15 protein-coding genes and 1 tRNA gene are annotated in these 22,271 nt (G+C 44.1%); 8 read left to right on the top strand and 8 right to left on the bottom strand.

What is annotated here, in order from left to right:
- Window positions 1–93: 93 nt before the first annotated feature.
- Together KOE27_RS18750 and KOE27_RS18745 are read right to left on the bottom strand one after the other, a co-directional pair.
- The gene (locus KOE27_RS18750) at window positions 94–1,965 is read right to left on the bottom strand and encodes an asparagine synthase-related protein (protein ID WP_215240343.1); all 1,872 of its coding nucleotides are present in this window, start codon (window positions 1,963–1,965) and stop codon (window positions 94–96) included.
- Window positions 1,966–3,909, bottom strand: coding sequence for a YcaO-like family protein (locus KOE27_RS18745; protein WP_215240342.1), 1,944 nt, complete (start codon window positions 3,907–3,909; stop codon window positions 1,966–1,968).
- Window positions 3,910–4,407: 498 nt separating this feature from the next.
- Between KOE27_RS18745 and KOE27_RS18740 the strand changes: the two genes are divergently transcribed.
- Together KOE27_RS18740 and KOE27_RS18735 are read left to right on the top strand one after the other, a co-directional pair.
- Entirely contained in the window at window positions 4,408–4,959 is a 552-nt protein-coding gene (locus KOE27_RS18740) for a YciE/YciF ferroxidase family protein (RefSeq protein WP_215240341.1), read from the top strand.
- A gap of 11 nt (window positions 4,960–4,970) precedes the next feature.
- A complete protein-coding gene (locus KOE27_RS18735; RefSeq protein ID WP_215240340.1) occupies window positions 4,971–7,157 on the top strand; it encodes a catalase in 2,187 nt (728 codons plus the stop codon).
- Window positions 7,158–7,209: 52 nt separating this feature from the next.
- Here the strand turns inward: KOE27_RS18735 and KOE27_RS18730 are convergent, their stop codons facing one another.
- The 3 genes from KOE27_RS18730 to KOE27_RS18725 all read right to left on the bottom strand — a co-directional run bounded on the left by KOE27_RS18730 (window position 7,210) and on the right by KOE27_RS18725 (window position 10,279).
- A complete protein-coding gene (locus tag KOE27_RS18730; RefSeq protein WP_215240339.1) occupies window positions 7,210–7,683 on the bottom strand; it encodes an ankyrin repeat domain-containing protein in 474 nt (157 codons plus the stop codon).
- A gap of 116 nt (window positions 7,684–7,799) precedes the next feature.
- Window positions 7,800–7,952 carry a hypothetical protein gene (locus KOE27_RS30100; protein ID WP_456305214.1) on the bottom strand — a complete coding sequence of 51 codons (153 nt, stop codon included), beginning with the start codon at window positions 7,950–7,952 and terminating at the stop codon, window positions 7,800–7,802.
- Window positions 7,949–10,279 carry an ABC transporter permease gene (locus KOE27_RS18725; protein ID WP_215240338.1) on the bottom strand — a complete coding sequence of 777 codons (2,331 nt, stop codon included), beginning with the start codon at window positions 10,277–10,279 and terminating at the stop codon, window positions 7,949–7,951. The genes KOE27_RS30100 and KOE27_RS18725 overlap by 4 nt, the downstream gene beginning before the upstream one ends.
- A gap of 738 nt (window positions 10,280–11,017) precedes the next feature.
- On the opposite strand from KOE27_RS18725, the gene KOE27_RS18720 reads away from it, so the two are divergent.
- Window positions 11,018–13,540: an MG2 domain-containing protein gene (locus KOE27_RS18720; protein WP_215240337.1), complete on the top strand. Its 2,523-nt coding sequence runs from the start codon at window positions 11,018–11,020 to the stop codon at window positions 13,538–13,540.
- Window positions 13,541–13,860: 320 nt separating this feature from the next.
- On the opposite strand, the gene KOE27_RS18715 is transcribed toward KOE27_RS18720, so the two are convergent.
- Window positions 13,861–13,940 (bottom strand) — tRNA-Leu (locus tag KOE27_RS18715).
- Between the two features lie 135 nt (window positions 13,941–14,075).
- Between KOE27_RS18715 and KOE27_RS18710 the strand changes: the two genes are divergently transcribed.
- The 4 genes from KOE27_RS18710 (at window position 14,076) to KOE27_RS18695 (ending at window position 17,911) form a co-directional block, all read left to right on the top strand.
- Window positions 14,076–14,744, top strand: coding sequence for a phage integrase SAM-like domain and Arm DNA-binding domain-containing protein (locus KOE27_RS18710; protein ID WP_215240336.1), 669 nt, complete (start codon window positions 14,076–14,078; stop codon window positions 14,742–14,744).
- A 117-nt stretch (window positions 14,745–14,861) separates the two neighbouring features.
- The gene (gene istA, locus KOE27_RS18705; RefSeq protein ID WP_215236846.1) at window positions 14,862–16,412 is read left to right on the top strand and encodes an IS21 family transposase; all 1,551 of its coding nucleotides are present in this window, start codon (window positions 14,862–14,864) and stop codon (window positions 16,410–16,412) included.
- Between the two features lie 21 nt (window positions 16,413–16,433).
- A complete protein-coding gene (gene istB, locus KOE27_RS18700; protein ID WP_215236847.1) occupies window positions 16,434–17,183 on the top strand; it encodes an IS21-like element helper ATPase IstB in 750 nt (249 codons plus the stop codon).
- A gap of 179 nt (window positions 17,184–17,362) precedes the next feature.
- Complete coding sequence (locus KOE27_RS18695) at window positions 17,363–17,911, top strand: tyrosine-type recombinase/integrase (RefSeq protein ID WP_215240335.1); 549 nt, start codon at window positions 17,363–17,365, stop codon at window positions 17,909–17,911.
- Between the two features lie 500 nt (window positions 17,912–18,411).
- On the opposite strand, the gene KOE27_RS18690 is transcribed toward KOE27_RS18695, so the two are convergent.
- The gene (locus KOE27_RS18690; protein WP_215240334.1) at window positions 18,412–19,641 is read right to left on the bottom strand and encodes a hypothetical protein; all 1,230 of its coding nucleotides are present in this window, start codon (window positions 19,639–19,641) and stop codon (window positions 18,412–18,414) included.
- A gap of 169 nt (window positions 19,642–19,810) precedes the next feature.
- Between KOE27_RS18690 and KOE27_RS18685 the strand changes: the two genes are divergently transcribed.
- Window positions 19,811–21,247 (top strand): serine hydrolase domain-containing protein, encoded by a 1,437-nt coding sequence (locus tag KOE27_RS18685; protein ID WP_215240333.1) that lies wholly within the window; start codon window positions 19,811–19,813, stop codon window positions 21,245–21,247.
- Between the two features lie 589 nt (window positions 21,248–21,836).
- Here the strand turns inward: KOE27_RS18685 and KOE27_RS18680 are convergent.
- On the bottom strand, window positions 21,837–22,220 hold the full coding sequence (locus KOE27_RS18680; RefSeq protein ID WP_215240332.1) for a hypothetical protein: 384 nt from the start codon (window positions 22,218–22,220) through the stop codon (window positions 21,837–21,839).
- Window positions 22,221–22,271: the final 51 nt, after the last annotated feature.

The following is a 22,271-nucleotide window of genomic DNA, read 5'->3' as shown; positions in this document are numbered from 1 at the left end:
ACGCCTCTGCATCATTAAGTATCTGATCCGGGAAAATTCAGAGGTCACTTTCAAACGATTTTGAGGTATGAGTGGCTGAAAACTTTGGGTAAATTATGTATCGGACCTTTCTAACTGGCTTTTCCAGATGGTAAGTAAAAGTTGTCTCTGGATTCTTTTCGTTTTACTAAAGGCGGGATGGTCAGCATCTATGGCTTGCAGCTTCCTTTTTATCCGGATTAATTCTTTTCTCTTTTCATTGTTAAGATCATTTTCCCGGAGGAATGAATTGACTGCGTCAACGAGGTTGTGCCAAATGGCTTTGTCAAATTGAACTTTCGACCTTCTAAGCCTTACGTACTCTGGCAAAATCCCGGTCATGGCCTCCCGGAAATGATTCCTGGTCAGCCCGTTCGAGCCTATTCTCAATTTTTCAGGAATGAATAAACTTAATTCAATAAAATCCCTGTCAAGAAAAGGATGAGCATATTCGATGCCATAAGCTGCTCCGGCAAGGTTAAGTATTTCATTCATATCGATGATGCCTGCCGAAAAAATACGGTTAAAATGCTCACTTCTGACACCTGTAAGCGTGGAGGGGGTATACCGCACATCCGCAGATAGGTTTGCAGATCTCCTGCTCCGGCGCGATAGCAGTCCTAATGCAACGGAGTATATTATTCTAGCCAACTCCAACAACGAAATTTGTTTATGCCTGAGAAGGGCTGCAGCGAATTTCATGGCTGACACGGATCCATCGGCTGAATATCTGGCTGAAAGCGCTCGTTTAACGAAATAGAGTCTTTTGAACCTTGATGACTTGTCGTCTCCTTCCACGTATTTCCCAAATTCTCCAAATTTTGAGTTGAGGAGCAAGCCGGAAAGGTAATGTCTGCCCGAATCGACAACGGTGTCGCCTTCGTGACCGGTCAGGATCACAGTGACATTCTTATTTTTTAAAAGAGCTAATTCCCGGAGTATTTTGGTGCCGGTTGGGATCGTGCTTAAGTCCGGTCTGTCCGTATATACATGCGAATGCCGGATACCTGCAAGCGGATCCGCCGCTGGTTCAATCTGAAAGTGATTTTCCAGGTTGTTTCGAACTACTTCGTTGGCGTAACTTCTTTCGTCTGTATCGGGAGTGCCAGGATAAAAATGTACCGAGTGCAACTGATCTTTACGGAGGTATTTTTCGGCGACCTTATAGATGGAGCTGGAATCAAGGCCGCCACTCACATGGGCGCCTGTCATCGGCTGTAATCTTCTGCAAACAGCGGTTTCAAATCTCTTCCGGTATTCTGCAATAAGTAACGATTCCGTAGTCAGAATCCGAAAACGTTCCGGATCAATTTTCCAATAAAACGTTTCCTGGATTGTGTTCAGATCCATTCCGGCTGTCAGAACGCTCGCTGGCATAACAGAAAATATGTCCTTATAAAACGTTGCCTTTCCATAAGGCCTGTGATCAACTGGCCATTGGAGATATTCCCTTAGTTTTGCGTCATTGAGCTCGGAGGATACGAAATCAAGCGAAAGAAGGGCTTTCGGCTCAGAAGCAAAGGCCAGGCAGGTACTCTGTTTAAAACAGTAATATAACGGGCGTACACCCATGTGATCACGTATCAGGAACAATTTCCTGCAATTTTCATCCGCAATCGCTATTGTAAAATCTCCTGACAAATGCTCAACAAAACTGATGCCGAGTTTGGAATAGGCCATGTGGATAAATTCGTTGGTACTTATTTCCAAATGCCTTTGCGCAGCGATTTTGTCCAGCATTTCCGGCTGGTTATCAATCCGGGCATCAGAGATGATCGTGATCCCGTTAAGGCTAAAAGGGACGGGGTTCTCCGAAGTACTCAGCTGACCGAAACCAAATGTATCTGCGCTTGTTAGCGCCGCATTTCCCCGGTGTGTCAGACGTTGGCTCATTCGCCCGAGGTCTCCGGCAACTAGATTTCCCACCATTCCAATTATGCCTTTCATTCAGAATATCGTAAAGTTTCTAAGGGAGTTTTCGGAAGGCAGGTACCCATGCCGGTCGCTGACGGTGGTGTATAATCTGCCCGCAGCAAAACGGGTATCCATATCTCTCATGCCTGGAACAATGGCTTTCACAACGGGCAGCCAAACATCATTACGGGAGAGGTCTTTATAGTATATATCAAGCCCTCGTTTTCTGATTTCTGTTTCCAGAAGGTGTAGTTCTGCGGTGACGGATAAGTCGGGTTTCTCCATTGGCCATACCGGCGTTTGGGGGAGATGGCTGGCTAACGTAGCGGCAATATCCGCCATCTGACCGGTATTCAGGCGGCTTTTCTTGTTCAGATGATGAAGATAGAGTTGATTCAGCTCACAAAATGCACTTTCGCATGCCTTCTCAAAGCTGATATTGGAACCGCACGACAGGAAATAAGTGCCCGGGATATAGTCCGAAATTACAGCGACCGTTGGGATGCAGATATCCTGCGTAATATCAAAGAGGTATACATTTTTCCCCAGGCGGGTATGTGCTTCAAGGGCAGAGGCAACAATGCTCAAATGGGAGAGACAGCCCAAATCAATTCCCCGGGCAGATAATCGGTTATACCACCAGATAGCGTAGGCATCTCTTTCAATCAGTTCGTAGAGTGCATGCAGTCGCGCCATTTCAGGTGTCGGGCCAGCAGCAGTGCCGTTTGTTATCCATTTAAAGAACCTCTCCGAGGAGGTATCCTCCGGAGGAATCCCCAGGTACAGAAGAAAAGTGGGAATTTTTCGTGAAACAGTACCGGAAATGTCATGAATATCACTCCAGGAAATGGGCATATTTTCATCAAAAGGCAGCAGTGGCACGTTCATCTGGTTACGTGCCATTTTCAGACGATACTGGTCAGGGCTGAAAAGAAGTATGTCGTTAGGATGAATGGCTTCATTCCCAAGATTTTTATAGGTGTCAATAATATACCCGTCTTCATATTCACGGAATCCCTGGGAGTAGCGTTCCAATGTTTCACAGAAGGCCTTCGCTTCCGACTCCTCTCTGGTTAGTCCATTGCCGCTGGCTCTGGTCCGGGAAAGAAAGGTTTCAGTGCTGACTTTATTGGATCTGTAAATAAAGCCCCCGGAGCTTACCCATCCTCCCAGCGGAGTTTGCTCTGATTTCAGTATATCAATTAATCCTGTAAAAGTCTCGCAATGGAATGAAAGCTTGTTGAAAACCGAAATGACATCTGCGGGCTTTCCGTGCTCATCCAAAAGGTCGTATCGTTCTGTTGGGTAAGAACTGAAAACACTTTCGTGTATGGGGATGCGTTTAATGTCAAGTTTTTTATAATCAAAAATCAGCAGTGTTCGGGAAGCCTCATGGGAAGAAATAAACTCCGGCAGATGTTCCAAAAGTAAGGTAAGAGGCGATACGTCCGGAACATCCGTTGGGGAAAGGTGATGATTAAAGGTTAGTATCTGGCCGAAAAAGGCTCGTTTCATCCTATTTAAAAAGGAGAAAAAAGAGGCGCTGTCCGCTTTATCAAATACCGGAGATAATTTAAGCTCACTGCCGAATATCCACAGGCATACAAACCGGTTGCTTTTAATTTCGAGAAGATGTGCATGCGTCAGAACACGCAGATCAGAAACGATAAATATCGTTAAATCGGGTAGTTGATTATCAATCAGGATTGCTCGTAAGCCCAGTTCCCCAATATCATGGTAAAGCCGGGGCCATTCGGGGGATGCGATTGCGATTTTAAGAATAGCCCCGGGAAGCAAAACCTTTTCCTGCGAAAGCCCGAAAAAAGCTTCCAGGATTTCATGCAGTGAGTAAACATCCTTGTAAACCTCCCTAAGCAGATCAAGATCAACTTCTTTCTGCCCGAAAAATTCACGCAGAATTGCATATTGAACAGGGCTACTGAAAATTTTAGGAACTGATCCATTCAGTAGTAACACTATTGACTTTTCGTCGAAACCTAATAGATGGAATGAGGAATTCCAAACCATCTTTAACAGGGGTCCCATGTCGCAATTCCATCACCAGAACTACCACTGGTGCCGAACGTCAGATTTTGCACTTTCCCCAACTTTTTTAATTTAGGGGTATGGTATTTTTTTTTACGCTTGGGGGGACTGAGGCTTTTCATCACTGAAATGAGGTTATGGATCGCTTTGTTGAGCAAACATAATGAAATTTATCACATTAAATGTTAAAATTGACTCTCTGTGGTATATAGTCCCCATGGATTTCCGTCCGGATTGGAAGCCAGAAGCATAAAAAAGCCGGGAACATCATTCTTATTTATCTGAAATGCAGCCGGGAGCGTTTTATTTTGAACGCGGATGGGCCTTATCAGTGAAGTTCGAAAGATAGATGGTTATGATAACTTTTACACGGGCCTTATACTGGAATGCCTTTTATACAGAATGGGACATACTAAACCATTCATGGATATGGAACGTGGGACAGGCTCAGAGCCAAAATTTAAAACCAAAACATCCGTCGGTGCAGAACCGGCGTTGATGGAACTGTTTGTCGACAGTCTCCGGGATATTTATTGGGCCGAAAATCATTTGGTAAAGTCTTTGCCTAAGATGATCGCCTCCAGCAGTTCCCAAAAACTTGGGTCGGCGATTGAAAACCATCTCAAACAGACGGTGGAACATGTAAACAGGCTACTCGTTATTTTTGATTTACTGGGTATTGAGGCCATAGCAAAAAAATGCGATGCAATGGAAGGTCTTACCAAAGAAGGGGAAGGCATACTGGAAAGTACGCATGAAGGAACTGCTACCCGGGATGTAGGTATTATCCTGGCATCACAGAAGGTGGAGCATTATGAAATTGCAACCTACGGCGGACTGGTACAACTGGCCGCAACCCTGGGCTTAACCGAGGTAGCGGATATTCTTTCACAAACTCTGGAGGAAGAAAAACAGGCCGATCATCTTTTGACCGAGGTGGCCGAAAATGAGATTAACTACAAAGCCTCCGAGGAGGTGTGAACACAAAAGTCATGACGAAAAGAAAAGCAAGAATAGAAAATTCTCAAACTGTAAACGGCAAGTCCGAAAAGCTGCGGCAGTTTACAGTGGAAGAGAAAGATAAGTTTATCACTACCAACCACGGAGTTCGTGTCAACGATGATCAGAATTCGCTTAGGGCAGGGGAACGTGGCGCAACGCTTCTGGAGGACTTTATTCTTCGAGAAAAAATTACGCATTTTGATCATGAACGTATACCGGAGAGGGTTGTACATGCCCGGGGTTCAGGAGCGCACGGGATTTTCAAATTGTATGAATCACAATCGGCCATTACAAAAGCAGGGTTTTTAAATGATACATCGATAGAGACACCCGTGTTTGTGCGGTTTTCGACGGTAGCAGGCTCTCGGGGATCGACGGACCTCGCGCGCGATGTCCGAGGGTTCGCTGTGAAGTTTTATACACAGGAGGGCAATTTTGATCTGGTGGGAAATAACATGCCTGTTTTCTTTATCCAGGATGCCATAAAATTCCCGGATCTGGTTCACGCAGTCAAACCGGAGCCTGACAATGAAATGCCGCAGGCGGCTTCGGCCCATGATACTTTCTGGGATTTCATCTCGCTGATGCCCGAATCGGCGCACATGATCATGTGGGTGATGAGCGACCGTGCGCTTCCCCGCAGTTACCGGATGATGGAGGGCTTTGGGGTACATACTTTTCGTTTCATCAATGAAAAAGGGGAGTCCAGTTTTGTTAAATTTCACTGGAAACCGTTGTTAGGGGTACATGCGGTGGCATGGGATGAGGCTCAGACAATCTCAGGCAAAGACCCTGATTTCCATCGGCGTGATCTTTGGGATGCCATTGAAAGCGGGAATTACCCGGAATGGGAACTTGGGGTGCAGATAGTACCAGACAAGGACGAATTCAAATATGAGTTTGACCTGCTGGATCCTACCAAATTAATACCGGAAGAACTGGTTCCGGTTCAGCGGATTGGTAAGATGACACTCAATCGGAACCCCGATAATTTTTTTGCAGAGACTGAGCAGGCCGCGTTCCATGTGGGACACGTTGTACCCGGCATCGATTTTACGAATGATCCCCTGCTGCAAGGACGGCTTTTTTCATATACGGATACCCAGCTGATCCGCCTGGGAGGGCCCAATTTTCAGGAAATTCCGATTAATCGCCCGGTTGTGGATGTCCGTAATAATCAGCGAGACGGGTACATGCGCCAGACCATTAACCGGGGTAAGGTAAGTTATCATCCCAATTCGCTGGGGGGAGGGTTTCCGATGCAGGCACCAGCATCTGAAGGAGGGTATACTTCCTATCCCGAGCGTGTGGATGCACGGAAGGTAAGGGCTCGCGGGAGAAGTTTTTTTGATCATTTCAGTCAGGCCAGGCTTTTTTTTAACAGCCAGTCAACGCCAGAAAAAAACCATATTGCAGATGCACTGAGCTTTGAGCTGGGTAAAGTCAGGACTGTTGCGATCCGCGAGCGTATGCTTAGGATTCTATCCATGATAGACAAAGGGCTGGCGGCAGATGTTGCTTTTGCCCTCAGGATCCATGTGCCACAGGATACTGAGCTGCCCGTTAATCATAGTGTGCCTGCTGACGGCGAACCTGCTGATTTTGATTCACTTACTTTTGAACAGACGGTTAGTATTTCGGCAGCACTGAGCATGTCCAACACAACAAAAGACAGCATCAAAACCAGAAAAGTTGCGCTGCTTGCGGCTGATGGTGTCAATGATGAATCCCTGGAAACAGTCAGGCAGGCTTTATCAGCTGCCGGGGCAACTGTGGAACTGATTGCCCCCCGGCTGAACTATATTCTTTCTCAGCGCGATGCACAAATAGCAGTAGATCATAGTTTTCTAACTGCCTCATCTGTTTTTTACGATGCGGTGTACGTAGCAGGCGGTACGAATAGTGTTGCGACGATTGAGGCGGACGCAGACGCCATACATTTTCTCAACGAAGCTTTCAAACATTGTAAAGCTATTGCAGCGCACCAGTCGGCAATGCAGGTGCTGGAAGCAACCTATTTTGCAAAGAAACTTCCCGTTGATTATGAGGATCAAACCGTGCTACGGGAGGGGATTGTGGTTGGGGAAGATCTTGCAGCAGTTGCCGAAAAATTTGTTCTGGCCATTTCTCAACATCGCTTCTGGGAACGGGAGAAGCCGAGGAAAATTCCAGCATAGAAACGAAAAAATGCCTCGGAGGGTTGTCCGGGGCATTTTTTTCGAGTGATTTTCAAGAAAGCAGTTCAATGGCCATAGTATTGTTTTGCTGAATGGCTAAATCCAGCGCCGTCAAACCTCGGGCGTCGGTCAGGTTCAGATCAGCTCCCTGCGCTTTTAGAAGTTTTACCAACTCGTTACGTCCAAACATCGTTGCAAACATCAAGGCGGTGCCGCCATTCCCGTGTTGCATGTCCAGGATTGCTCCCCGGTCAATTAAAAGCATAGCTATATCCGAATACCCTTTGAAAGCAGCACCCATCAGGGCAGTATTACCGCCGTAGTCAAATGCATTGACGTTGGCGCCTGCATCCAGAAGCATTCTGGCGGCTTCATATTGATTGTTATAACATGCAATGATCAGTGGCGTATGCCCCCTTTGTTTTTCCTGCACATTGACGTCCGTACCCAGCCGGATCAGCTCGCTGAGGACCGGTATTTCACCTAGTCTGGCGGCATGGAGGATTACTTCTGTACTGATTTCCATAGTTGAAATAAGGTATACCTTTTAAGTTTACTAAGATCGATTATTCTAAAACGATAGGCCGGAAAACATTTGAAGCCGTGGATATTTTTGGAGTGTTTCTCCCTGTTTATCAAAATCTATACCTGTGGATACCAACACGCCAGTGGAGATAAGGATTTTAGTTTTTTTGAGTAAGCATGACGAGATAATCCACAGGCAGGCGCCCCAACTGAAAGGCAGTGCCTTTTCTGCCTGTCCGAACGGTATACTTCACATTTATCGCAGGTCATTCAGTTCGTAATGAATCTACTGGATTTTTTTTGGTCGCTTTTAAGGAGTGATAAAAAATAGGTAAAAAGCCAATTACGAGAATAGCAGCACAGCTTAAGAAGTACTTCCAGATGGAGATATCTACCCGAAACGCAAAATTGGCCAGCCATTTACCTTCCAAATAGAACACCGTGGGGATGGCCAGGAAGGTAGCAAGCAATATTTGACCTACATACCGTTTTGACAACATCTGGACAATCTGCCAGTCCGAGGACCCGGCAATTTTACGTATGGCAATCTCTTTGGTACGGCTTTGGGCGGAAATCATACATAAACCAAATAAGCCGATCAAGCAAATAAAAATTACCGCACCGGTTGCGATGGTTATTATACGCTTCCAATTCCTATTGGCCTCTAAATACTTTGCGTTTATAGCTTTCAAAAAACTGTATTGGAAAGGCTGGTAGGGAAAGGCCTCTTTGAATTCGGTTAGAATGATCTGACTCAAAGGCTCCTTTAGCCCTGATAGTTTTACCTTTACAATTCCAGTTGGATAACGCTCGTTTGGATACATTTTCAATACCAGGGGTTTAATTTCCTGTTCCGCAGATCCGGTATGGTAATCTTTCACTACTCCGATGATCTTCATCCGTGAATTGTTCCAGATAAACTCTACTACACTTCCCAAGGCGCTATTACCCAGCTGTGCTCGTTTAACGAAAGTTTCATTAACGATAATACCAGTGGTAGAGTCAGTGGAAAACGATTTTAGGAAGTTTCTTCCGCTTTGTAAGGGTATATTTAGCGTATTCAGATAGTCTTCGTCTGTGGAAATTGACTCACAGTCAATTTCAATGTGATTAACCAATACTTTTTCTACTTTCTCGTCAACCTGAGCACAGGCATTTAAAATGCCGGTATTCCTGGTAAGTTTTGTTTTGAAAAGCCGTATATCGTCTACCGAAGTAGGCATAGCATTTATGATGACCATCACGTTTTCATCATTATACCCTAACTTCAAATTTTCTATAAAATTAAACTGAAGGAACACCACTACGGCAGACAGCAGAAGAGAAGTTGCAACATAAAACTGAACGACAACCAGCGAAAGACCAAATCTCCGTTTTAACTGATTGCTGATTGACAGAGCCTTCATTGGGCCAGGGACCGACATAACGAAGGCGGGATACCAACCTGAAATGAGGCAAGTTCCGAACAGTAGCGCTAAAAACGCAATACTCATCCTGGCTCCAAGGAAATCAGACAGGTCAATATGTTTGTTTGCCATCCAGTTTAGGCTAGGCAACATCAAAGCTGAAAGCAACAGGGCTATTACAAAAGAAACTACACACAGAAAGAACGATTCTGACAGAAACTGAAAAATGATCGCGATCCTGTTACTGCCTACAACCTTACGAATACCAACCTCCTTGCTTCTGGTAATAGCTTGCGACAGGGTCAGATTGATGAAATTAATACTGGCAATAGCTAAAATAAACAAGGCAATTGTTATTAAAATAGAAGAATATAGCACATTGCTACTATCCTCCAGTCCATTTTTATCTTCGGCATACTCCCTGGCAAGGTGAAGATCGAGGAGGTGTTGTAATCTAAACCGAATTTTCAGATCGACCTTGGCATTTTCTCTTATCATGCTTAATTCACCTTTCGCCTTGGCAGAGAAGAGATGATTGATTTTTTGTTCGAGCTGTGGTAAATGAGCCGCGGAATCAATCATAACAAAGGTATTCAAATAAAACCCGGTCCATTGATTGTCTCCGGCAAACTCCTTGTTGGACTGATAGGGCAGTACGATACCAAATTTAATACTGGAATTTTTAGGAGGTATTTTTGCTATGCCACTGATAATAAAGGAGTCGAAATGGTCGCCACGAAAAATTTCGAAGAGTTCGCCCACTACATCTGTTTTTCCAAAATACCGCCTTGCAACTTCCTCGGTTATCACCACATTGTTAACGTGTTTTAGAACTTCCGTTGGGCTGCCCAATAATAGGGGGAAGGTAAATACAGCAAAAAAGTTAGAATCAGCATATAGAATATTTTCGTTCTGTATGGTCTGCCCGTGACGCACAGCGCTATTAGATGAAAAAAAGCGAACAACACCTTTTATTTCAGGAAGCGCTTCCTGAAATTCCCTTCCCTGGATGTTATTCGTGTAACCGATCTTCCGTAAGCCCGCGCCCTTCTGGTCGACATCAACTACCAGCCTGTAAAGTTCGTTCTTGCTTTTGTGAAACTGGTCGTAGTCATATTCACTATTAACGAACAGCGCAATGAGAACACAGAAAGCTATCGCAAGACTGAGCCCCGTGATGTTAATCACCACATACCAGGGCCGTTTTGAAATAGACCTTCGAAAGATTTTTGAGAAATTTGCCAACAATGCAGTTTACCGGATAATTGTGTGACTTAGTTATTGAGAAAGACCTGTCTGTCATGAATATACCTGAAGGACAGTTCTTCTTTCCCAGTGGAGATGTCCCTTAGCCAATATATTGTGTTAGAGGGGATGCCTCTGAAATCCAGAAAGTTCCCTTCTGTCATTTTAATGCCGGCATCTCGCCAAACTCTGTCATAAAAATAAAGCTGGTACTTGTCACCCTCTACGATCCCGTTGTTGGAGGATGCTTGAATTTTGAAAAATGGTATCGGTGTCTTATGTTATGAGTTTCAAAGCTTACTGTTTAATGCAGATTTACATTGAAGAGCTATAAGATACAAAACGGTAATTTACAGAAGAAATTTTACCGGTATCAAAAAAGGAGCCGGAGCGCCGGAGCGTACTGCTTTGCGACCTATGTTGAATTTTATTTTATTTCATTTTTCTATTTTCAGGTTAGCCGATCTAGCTGCATAGAGACTCATTTTGACCCCCAAGAATTCTGGGGCAGGGGGGGAGCTAGGCTTAATGTGCTGTCCGGTTAATGCATGCTGCAATGAAATTCAATAGATTTTAAGATAACCGTCTTTTTACTAAGATATAGGTAAACTGTGAGACTATACCACTTAAAAATGTCCGAAGCTGTAAGAGCCTTTACAGTTAAATAATGAACTGACGACCAGGATGAGATACATTTCTGTTTATATTTTCTTGATTCTTTTTGCCAATTCTTTTGACTCAACTGCTCAGTCCAAACAACTGGAAGATAATGTTTTTCTTGAAAAGCTTCGATTTTATTCAAAAAACAGCCCCAGCAACCTGCTTTTTGTCCATACCGATAAAAACATCTATACCAATAACGAAAACATCTGGTTCAGTGCTTATGTTGTCAGAAGTGAGTCGGTAGATTTCAGTAAGCATACTATTTTATCACTAGTCCTCGTCAGAGAGGCCAACCAGAAAGTACAGTTGCAAGATAAATTTGCCATGGAAAATGGATTGGCTTCCGGCAACATGGCTCTTCCCGATTCGCTACCGCCTGGAAATTATCAGCTGATTGCTTACACCGATGTGGTCGACAAAAACCAATTACCTATTATCCTTTTTGTACAAAAGTTAACCATTAAAAGTATTACAGAGAGCCCGTTTTCCGTCAGCACGATGTTATTGGACACTGTGGACATTGATGGCAAACTCCGGGTCAAAGTTCAGCTGGAACTACCCGATCCAAAGTCCAGAGTAAAGCCTGTTGTGGAGTACAGTATTGGCAAAGCAACACCGGTAGTAGCCAAAATCGATGGTAACAACACCAGTATAATCACCATTTCTACAGACGAGTTCAGCGAACAACAACCGACAATGCTGATTTCTGCTAGGTATAACGACGATATACAATATGTTACAGTTCCGTTGCCATCCAAACTTTCAAAAGGAATAGTCGCAAAGTTCTATCCCGAAGGAGGACACCTGGTTGATGGGCTTACTGCTACGGTTGGCTGGGAAACCAAAACCACACAAAATCTATCGGTACCAATACAAGGAATTTTGTTTAAAGACAACACTCCGATCGACACCATAAGTACAACCAGTTATGGTGTTGGTGCTTTTAGTTTCGTCCCTGATCGTAAATGTCGGTACAGTGTACAGGTTGAGCAAAATAAAATACTCCCCAAAGACACCGTTTACTATTTGCCTGAGATACTGCCGGATGGCATTGCCCTTCATCTCAAGCAGGCTGTCGTAAACGACACCTTATCATTCCAGATTGAGGGGCAGGTTGGTAAAAATTTGCAGGTGTTGATTCATGATTACCGCGAAGGCTACGCCTCTTTTCTGGTTGCTATGCAAAAAAGTCGGGTTGATAAGACCGTAGTACTGGCCGCTGTTCCAAAAGGGCTGGCGACGATTACGATCCTGGATGAAGAAGGACGACCCGTCGTAGAGCGCATCTTTTTCGCTCACTACGACCGCCGGATAGAAATGAGCTCCGAAGAATTAAAAAAGACCTATTTAAAACGTGAGAAGATTTCAACCAAACTCCAGTTCAAAGATCAATCCAACCAACCCGTACAAGGTATCGTATCCATCGCCTGCGTACAGGAGAACCGCTTCGATCCCGCCAACGAACAGGATATTGAAAGCTATATTTTCCTGAATTCCAGTCTGGGGACTCTTCCACTGGATCCCGCAGGAAGGAGGTTTGAAAACAAATCCTTTCTGGAGCACATTCTTCTTATCAAAGGGTGGAGAAAATATACCTGGCAAGATTTACTAACTAGTTCTCCTGGCGACACCGCCCAAACCCCAAGTTCACTTACAGTCAGCGGAAAGGTTCTTTACCTTGGCAAGCCCTTAAAAAAAGCTGTTGATTTAAACATCATGAAAGATGTAAAAGACGTCAGTGTCTACTCTACTAACCCTGGAGGGATTTTTGAAATTCCATACCCTGATTTACTGGTTCCTTCCGGCAAGGCACTGAGAGCATCGGTGAATATGCAAAACAAGGATGGCTACAGTATTGAGCTGGAAGATCCTTTTTGGGAAGTAAATAAAAATCTCGCTAAAACGATCCTAATAACAACCAGCGGTCTTACATCTGCCGGACAAAGTAGCAGAGAATCCATGCTAAAAGGAATGGAGCATGCTACACAACTTAAGGAAGTAATCGTAAGAGTCGGAGGACGCAACAACTCAATTTACGGAGGGAAAAGAGGAACCAATGCCTGTGGGGATTATGTAATTGGCAATGTGCTTTACTATCCCCACATCTCGCCGTTGTATTATTCAACCAAAGATGATCCTAACCGACGCCAACCTAAAAAAGGAGAATTGTACCAAGATGGTATTGCAAAATTAAGCATGTCCGGAGAGTTAATTGGATATATAGGAGATAACAGCGAATGGGAATGGAAGTCAAGAAAAGTTGTGTATTCAGGTTGCATGGCGGAGCAAGACAAAACCATTTTCAAACTCAATGGCATCTACACGGCCCGAGAATTCTACGGATTCGACGAGCAACTCAAAGACTTTACAGATCCGCAGCTCCTTTCCACACTTTACTGGAAATCCGGCTTGGTCATTAATGATCAAGGTGAAGTTGATTGCTCATTCTTCACCGGAGACATTACAGGGAAGTTTAGAATTGTAGTCCAGGGAATTGGTAGTAATGACCTGATTTATGGGCAGCAAGAGTTTGAAGTGAAATGAAATTTGTTTATTTGTCAATAACAAAGTCGTATGTCGTCATTCAGATATCAAAATAATGAACGAGATAGCGAGGGCAATTCGTTTTCGCTACGACGGATCAAGCATTGGACAGTGTGCTAAATCTGTAATTAAATATCCGTGCAAAATCAAAACATTCAGATCGACTCAGAGAGGTGTGAGGGACGTGCCGTTCTTTTTTTATTCAGACTAGCCAACATCTATGCTTGACCGCCCCCCCAGAAATCCCGCTTGATCCCTTATGATGTTGTACCTATGAAAAAGAGGTTACGCAATCAAATGCGTAACCCTCTCATAATCAGTACCGGGGACGGGAATCGAACCCGTACGAGCGTTTCGGCTCACAGGATTTTAAGTCCTGTTATTTTTGGTTTTATATGGCTTCATATGTTTCAATATAATCTGATTATCAGTTATTTAAAAATTGTTAGATTCGTAAAAATCTTTATAAAACCGCCAAATGTTTGGCAAATGTTTGGCATGAATCCATTACATTTGTTCATCAAACAGATCACATATGGCATCGGTAAGTATCGTTTTTCGAAAAACCCCGAATAAAGATGGAGAACATAATCTCTATCTGCGGATAATTAAAGACAGAAAAATGTCACAGAAGAGCATCGGGCATAGCATTTTACCTGATCAATGGGATGAGGCGAGACAAATAGTGAAGAAGTCCCACCCTAATTCTGCCAGGATAAATAATCTAATTGCAAAGAAGGTGTCTGAGGCGACTGACAAGCTTCTTGAGATGGAAACAAACAACACTGACACATCAGCAAAGGCGATTAAAAGGGCAGTCACAGCTTCCAAGGACGGGACATTCTTCAAACAAGCAAACCTATACCTTGATCAACTAAAATCTACGGGAAGGTTTAATCAAAGATCTGCAGATGAACCAAGGGTTAACAGATTTAAGAAATTTTTGAAAAATGAGGAAATAAACTTTTCCGAAATAAGTCCCGGCCTCTTGAAAAAGTTCAAAGCCTATTTGATCGGAACTTTTGGCGTTACCGAGAGGACTGCAGTCAATCACTTGGTTGTAATCAGAACGATATACAATAGAGCTGTCGCAGATGGTGTTACTGACAGGAAAAATTATCCATTTGGTAAAGGAATGGAAAATTCGGTGAAACTGACCACCCCAATTCGGTTTAAACTGACCACCTGTTCCGGGCGAAATTGACCACCCCATTTCGGATCAAACTGACCACCTGATTCCGGAGTAAACTGACCACCTGAGAGATTAGAAAATGCTGTAGAATCAACCATATTTTTGGCACGAACCAATCGTGTAAAAGGTATGGCCAATTCGACAATCAGCATGAGCAAAATAAGACAGATTTTACGGATGTACAGCCAGGGCCGCAGCAAGCTCTGGATAGCGGAACAGACAGGTGTTTCCCGCAATACCGCTAAGAAGTACATGACCACTTTTGATGCGAGCGGACTTACCTTTGAACAGATCAACAGCCTGAATGATAAAGAGCTGGATGACTTTTTCGGAACGGTTAAACAGCAGCCACCGCAAGACAGATTGTTGAATCTGCAACGTTGTTTTCCGCAAATAGACAAAGAATTAAAACGGACAGGTGTTACCCGTCATATGCTTTGGGAAGCCTATAAAAAGGAATTTCCGGAAGGATTTGCTTATACCCAGTTTTGCTTTCATCTGACCAAATGGAAGGCCCGCGTTAACCCTGTGATGCATCAGGACCATAAGGCCGGCGATAAGCTGTACATCGATTTTGCAGGTGTTAAATTAAGTATTGTAGATAAAGAGACTGGTGAATTAACTGAGGTTGAAGTGTTTGTGGCTATCCTGGGAGCGAGTCAACTCACTTACGTGGAAGCAGTCAGTAGCCAGCAAAAAGAAGATCTGATCGCAGCTTGCGAGAATGCACTTCATTATATCGGTGGTGTGCCGGCAGCAATTGTTCCGGATAACCTTAAAGCTGCTGTTATAAAAAGCAATAAATACGAACCTACGCTGAACGAGGCCTTTGCCGATTTTGCTGATCATTATGGGACTACGATATTACCTGCACGCGCTTACCGGCCAAGAGATAAGGCGTTGGTGGAAGGTGCTGTCAAAATCGTTTACAGCCGTATTTATGCGCCTTTAAGAAAGCAGGTTTACAACTCACTGACAGAGTTAAACGCAGCTATATTGATTGCTCTCGAGGCTCATAATAACCAACTGCTTCGGGGCCGTAATTACAGTCGCAGACTCCAGTTTGAAGAAATTGAGCGCAGTGCTCTGGCCCCGCTTCCGATCCTGCATTATGAGTTCAAAAAACAGCTACATGCCACTGTAATGAAGAACGGACATGTCTGCCTGAGCGTTGACAAGCACTATTATAGTGTCCCATACCGGTTTATCGGCAAGAAAGTCAAGTTGTTGTATTCCAATTCTGTGGTTGAAGCATATTATCATTACGAACGTATCGCCCTTCATAAAAGGCTTAAAAGTCCCTATAATTATTCTACCGATAAAGAACATCTGGCCAGTACACACCGCTTCGTAACAGACTGGACACCAGATCGATTCTTGGAGTGGGCTTCCTCGATCCATGAAGATGTCAGGTTGTATATTCTTAAAATCCTGGATCGCAAACAGCATCCCGAACAGGCCTACCGCTCCTGTATTGGTATCCTCTCTTTTGCGAAGAAAGCTGGTGAACAACGCCTGATCAGCGCGTGCCAAAGGGCTTTAAGCTATGGTATCTACAACTATAAAACAATCCAGACTATACTGGAAAAAAATATGGATCAATATGAAGACAGCCTGTTTGCAGACGAATTACCCATGCCCAAACACGATAATATCAGAGGCGAAGACTATTATCAATAATCCTTTAAACAATTAATAAAAATGAACACAAACACTTTGGAAAAGTTACGCAAGCTAAAATTTTACGGCATGTTCCATGCCTTTAAAAGTAGCCTGGAAAGTGGAAAGACTAATGATTACACGGCGGATGAGCTTTTAGCTCATCTAGTTGACGCTGAATGGGATGACAGAAATAACCGTCGGGTCGAACGCCAGATCTTGTACGCACGGTTCCGCTATAAGGCCATGGTCGAAAATATCCACTATCATGCTGATAGAAGTATTGACCGTAATCAGATCATGCGCCTAGCAGAATGCTCCTTTATTGGCCGAAATGAAAACCTACTGATCACAGGCAGTACCGGAATCGGTAAAAGCTATGTAGCATCTGCGATTGGTCATCAGGCATGTATACTTGGCTACCGCGTAATGTATGCCAGTACTCCCAAATTGTTTGCCAAACTCAAAATGGCCAAGGCGGATGGATCCTATATCAAAGAAATTACAAAAATAGAACGGCAACAACTTCTTATCCTGGACGACTTTGGTATCCAGCCGTTCGATGCCCAGAGCCGGGCAGCACTGATGGAAATCATAGAAGACAGGCACGGAAAAACATCCCTGATAATTACTTCTCAGTTGCCTGTTAGCAAATGGCATGAAGTAATAGGAGAAAAAACCATTGCTGATGCCATTTTAGATCGTATAGTACATGATGCACACCGGGTTGAATTAAAGGGGGAATCAATGAGAAGAAAACGAAAAACGGAGCTCGAAACCAGCTACGAATAATTATAACTTTTATTTACTAATTTTGAATCGCTTCTACTAGCATTTTCTACTACCGGCCGCCAGTTAATTAGGTGGTCAATTTGCCACGGAATCAGGTGGTCAACTTCTCCGAAATACCCAAAGGAAAGACGGTTATTAAGTTTCCCGATAGTTTAAAAATCGGCTTAAACGCTGAGGAAGTGAAGGCGCTAGAAGCGTTAGACTTACCATTCGGTGAAAACCATGCACGAAACCTTTGGCTTGTATCTTTCTATTTTGCAGGAATGCGGATTTCGGATGTTTTAAGGTTGAAATGGTCTGACTTTCAAAATGGCCGTCTTTATTACGCTATGGGTAAGAATCTCAAAGCTGGTTCGTTGAAGGTTCCAGAGAAAGTATTGGAGATCTTGCAACAGTATCCAAGGAATAACGCTCATGATCTCGTCTTTTTTGATCTCGCTAAAATGCCAGATCTCTCTAAATCGTATGAGGTACAAAGTTATATTAAGGCTCGGGTTAGAAGTTGTAACGATTATCTCAAGAATGTCGCAGTTAAACTTCAACTAACTAAGCCGCTTTCCATGCATATTGCGCGTCACTCTTTCGCACAGATATCTGCAGATCGTATTCCTGCTAATATTCTTCAAAGACTTTACCGGCATTCGGATATTAAAACTACAATGGGGTATCAAAGCAATTTTATTAATAAGACGACGGATGATGCGTTGGATTCAGTAATAAACCTATAGACAGATGCATGTTCACAAGAAGATAGAAAATCCTTGTGTCAATATGTTGTGACTGATTTTTTAATTCGTAAACTATTCGTAAACATTTTGAGAGCAGCAAAATGGGATCGGTCTGAAAAGTTGGGGTAATTTAAAAAGTAGTTTCTTCTCGAGAATGGAGATCTACATTTCGCATATTCTAGGGAGTGTACGCTGAACTGTGTCAGGATTTGATTTTAGGAGATTCAGCCTACTAGAAAAAACTCGCGTTCGGCCTGTAATCGCTCTCCAAATTTAATGTAAAATTGAGACATCGTCAAGCTCAGGGCCGATTACGCAGAGTGTGAAAAATCATCCAAAATACCCACTCCATGCTTTTCCCATATAAGTACCAAAGCTTTGACACTCTGTGCAATGTGAGTGGTTTAAGGTTGCATTCCTAAACTCATTCCCCGTCCTTGCCTGCGCAGCCATTGCCGGGACACAGCCACCTGTAAGCGTAAATTAACCCACAATGAATGTCAAAACGCTTTAAAGACCATGCGATCACCCGCCTTTAACTCGATCTGTCTCGCTGCGCCGGTACCCAGAAAGCTGAAGCCCACTCCAACTATGTTGGTTTTCCTATCGGGCAAGTGACCTTCATATGCAAGATTCCCATCCACAAAATATTGAATCTTGTTAGCATAACTTCGGCACGATACATTGACCCAAGAAGATGGATCGATGCCAAAGTTGGAGAGATCAGCGTGCCTGCCGGACACGATTTGGCCGAAACTCGTCAGTGCCAATTCAGAGACACAGCCCTTGGCCGATAAGGGTATCTTGATCGGCGTACCATCCGTGATGAGTTGGATGATGATATACTGACAGGCGGCCGCCCCGGATTTATAGTTGCTTTTTACCTGCGTACTGAAACTAAAATCAGTGACGGGTATACTGCCGAAATTACCGACGTTGTAATAGCGAATGTAACAAGGTGTCGATTCGGAGTCAGGCACCTTTTCAACCAGACTCCGTACTGGAAACTCAAGTTTGTCGGGAAAAATATAGCTCGTGCTATCCAGATACACGGGTATGGGACCATTGGCGATCCAAGCTAACCACCCCTTTGTTGCGATCAATACGTCGTGCGTCTTGACTACTTTTTGACCTACCACCAGCTGTGGATTATAGAAACCAGGTTCGTAATGGGTGATCGAGAAGGTATGTGCGTTTTTGTCAACCGCCGTTTTCCTTTTCTCATCCCCGGCGAGTTGAATAAACACAGAATCTCTGGCAGCTGTTGCGTCATAGGTGAAGATAACGGAATTGGGTATCGTGCGATCCAGATGCTTACTGCTAAAACTATATTCGGCGTTGTCAGTTGCTGCCTGTTGAGTTGATAAAAAAATAACCACACTAATTACCGATAAAATCGCCGCCCCGGCAACTACCAGCCATAACTGGCCACGACTCTCGGCAATCGTCGCGTTTTGGTGAGGCACGGCAATAGACTGCGTCACGAACACCCGCCAGCTATCGAAACCCGCAAACCGGGCGAGCGTGTCGAGTGTGGTGCTACTGGGCAGTGATTGGTAGTTTATCTTCCCCCATAGTCGTTTCAAGGTGCTATCGCTGAGGCTCACCTTCGTTTGCTCGAATATGAGTTCGCTCAACTTGTCGAAATCACGCCCCTGCCAGTCGTCAGAAGAACCCCAACCCAACCGTTGTTCGATGAGTCTGCGTAACTTTTCTAGATTAGAATCCATTGATAATCAACGTGAAACAACTTGCATAATCTTGAACCAACGTGCCTGAGTCATTTCCATGTCTTGACGCTATGTTCGTTAAAATATTAACGAAAGAAACAGGTTTATTGAACATTTCAAAAATGATGTTTATTCGGTCTGAAAATCAACTTAACTTGAAAAAGAAGGTATGAGAAAAATATTGGTAACAGGTCTGTGCCTGTTTATGATAACCATGCACGGATTTGCGCAGCAAGCGGACAAAGCAGCAACGCTGATGGACCTCATCCAGTCTGTCGATGTTCCCGGTATTCAGCTAATCTATAGCAAAGACGGCCAAACGGAGGAATATGATCTTGGTGTGGCAGCATACGGCAAAAAGTCACCCATCACAAAGACAAGTATTTTCGAAGCCGCATCATTGAGCAAAGCCGTATTTGGTTATACTGTACTCAGACTGGTTGATAAAGGCGTCATCGCTTTAGATACGCCATTGCTGAATTATATGGGAGGTTCCTATTCTCGGTTTGACCCCTCAAACCCGCAGTACAGGAAGATTACGGCGCGACTGGTGCTCAGTCATCGTACCGGTTTTCGTAACTGGGCTGATGAGGGTATTATACCCTTTCTGTTTCCACCGGATAGCTGTTTCAATTATTCGGGAGAGGCTTACTTGTTTCTGATGACTGTCTTGGAACGAGTCACGCATAAAGATCTCAATCAGTTGGCAGCCGAAGAAACATTTAATCCTTTAGCCATGAGCAACAGCAGTTTTCGATGGGATCCCAAGTTTGCCACCGTGTCAACGTTCGGCAGTGACAGCAATGCGATCCATAACCATATGGACCTTAATGCTGCGTCAAGCCTGTTGACTAATGCCCATGACTATAACTTATTTCTTGACGCTCTGGTAACGGGTAAAGGGCTGAAACCAGCGACACACAAGCTGATGATTGCCCAGGCAACTGCGGGCAATTGGTTCAATCATCCCACCATTCCCGCGACCCAGCATATCGGTTGGGGCCTAGGCGTTGGCATACAACAAAATGAGAAGGGAAAAGCCCTCTGGCAGTGGGGTGACAATGGCGATTACCGCGCGTTCTATCTTGCTTTTCCGGCCACCAATGAGTACTTAGTCTATTTTACCAACGGTTGGCGCGGCCATTACATTACCCAACCGATCATCGACCTCTTTATGGGAAAGCAAACCACATGGGCGATCCCCTGGCTACGAAATGGCTACGCGCACGATCCCTACGCGATTGGCTATCAAAATCCCTATGCGGTCAACAGGTTTAGAAGGGCCCTGGAGAAAAGTGTCTTCAAGAATGTCAGACAAGTTTGGGACGCTCAGCGAGCGAACGATCCATCGTTTACGATCAGTGCGAAAGACCTGAAGGCCTATGCCAGCATTTTGAGAGACGGAGGGCAGCTGGCGCGTGCCCTTAAGATATCAACCTTAAATGTTGCCATCTATCCTACCAGCTCCGATGCGTTTGAAGATCAGGGCGAATCCTACGCGTCAATGGGGCAAAAAGAGCTGGCGAGTGCGAGTTTCAAAAAGAGTTTGACACTTGACCCGAATAACCAATCGGCAAACGAACGATTGAAAGCTTTAAAGAAATGAAGATTATTCAGAGGAGGGTGAACTAGGCGAGTATACTTTCGTCTCAAAAAATGCTCTTTCAATGAGACAACGGTATGTATGCCTACGGGGGCTCTCTATAGGTTTCGAATAATTGAGGACAAACAGAATACCCGAGTTTACCCTGAAATTTGGTACATTTCCGTCACGGAGCTGTACCAAATTGTTGTCTTAAAAAACCAAATCCTCTTGATTCGGGAAAGATAAGTAAAAGGTATCCGGCTGCCAGGAAAAGCCAGGTACCTTCTTTACACTCGGTAAGTTCTCACCAAAATTATAAGTTAAATCTCAGAACTATCCCTGATCGTTAAGCCACGAAGTAACGGCAACTGCTCCTAACGGCCAGTCGCGTAGCAAATGGTTTAATTTTTTCTCATTTGGTAAACTCATAGTTTATTTATATTAAGAAAAACAAACTTTGTCAATACTTGTGTTTATAATTTGCTACAAAGATAAACTATTAGTTTATTCCTGAATTGAAAAATAAACCAAATAAGGAAAGCATGAGTTAAAGATGCTGTTTCGAAAGAGCAGGAGTCTAATCATTCCAGAAACCGACCAGCGATAAACCCTAGTTCAGCTTAGAGTCCTCTTTGAAACGTTTGGATGCATGGGATTTGATAACCGGGATGGGTCTTGTATCAATATCACAGCCCTTGTCTGCTGCCAGACTTGCCAGATTATTATAACGCTGGCGGTAAGCATTTACCTCTTCTTCTTCGGCATGGCTGAAATCCATAAAGAACCAAGGGAATAGAACGAAGGCACCTGCGACCCCTAGTGCTACGTTCTTGCCGGTCTTATCAGTTTTAGGAACAAGGTGGGATATTTCCTGTTGTACGCCGATCATTTCGCTTTCCAGGGCACGGCAGCTTTTCTTTTGGTCGCCGTACTGCGTGGTCATGACTGGATTGGCAGCACGGCCACCACAGGCGGTAGTTGACATGCTGGTCATAAGTACGAGCAGGATTATTTTTATTTTCATTTCTCTCTCCTCTGATTAGAA

The sequence above is a fragment of the Dyadobacter sp. CECT 9275 genome, assembly GCF_907164905.1.
In the GTDB taxonomy this organism is placed as follows: Bacteria; Bacteroidota; Bacteroidia; order Cytophagales; family Spirosomataceae; genus Dyadobacter; species Dyadobacter helix.
Note: the sequence above shows the minus strand (reverse complement) of the source record. Positions and strands in the feature narration are given on the sequence as shown.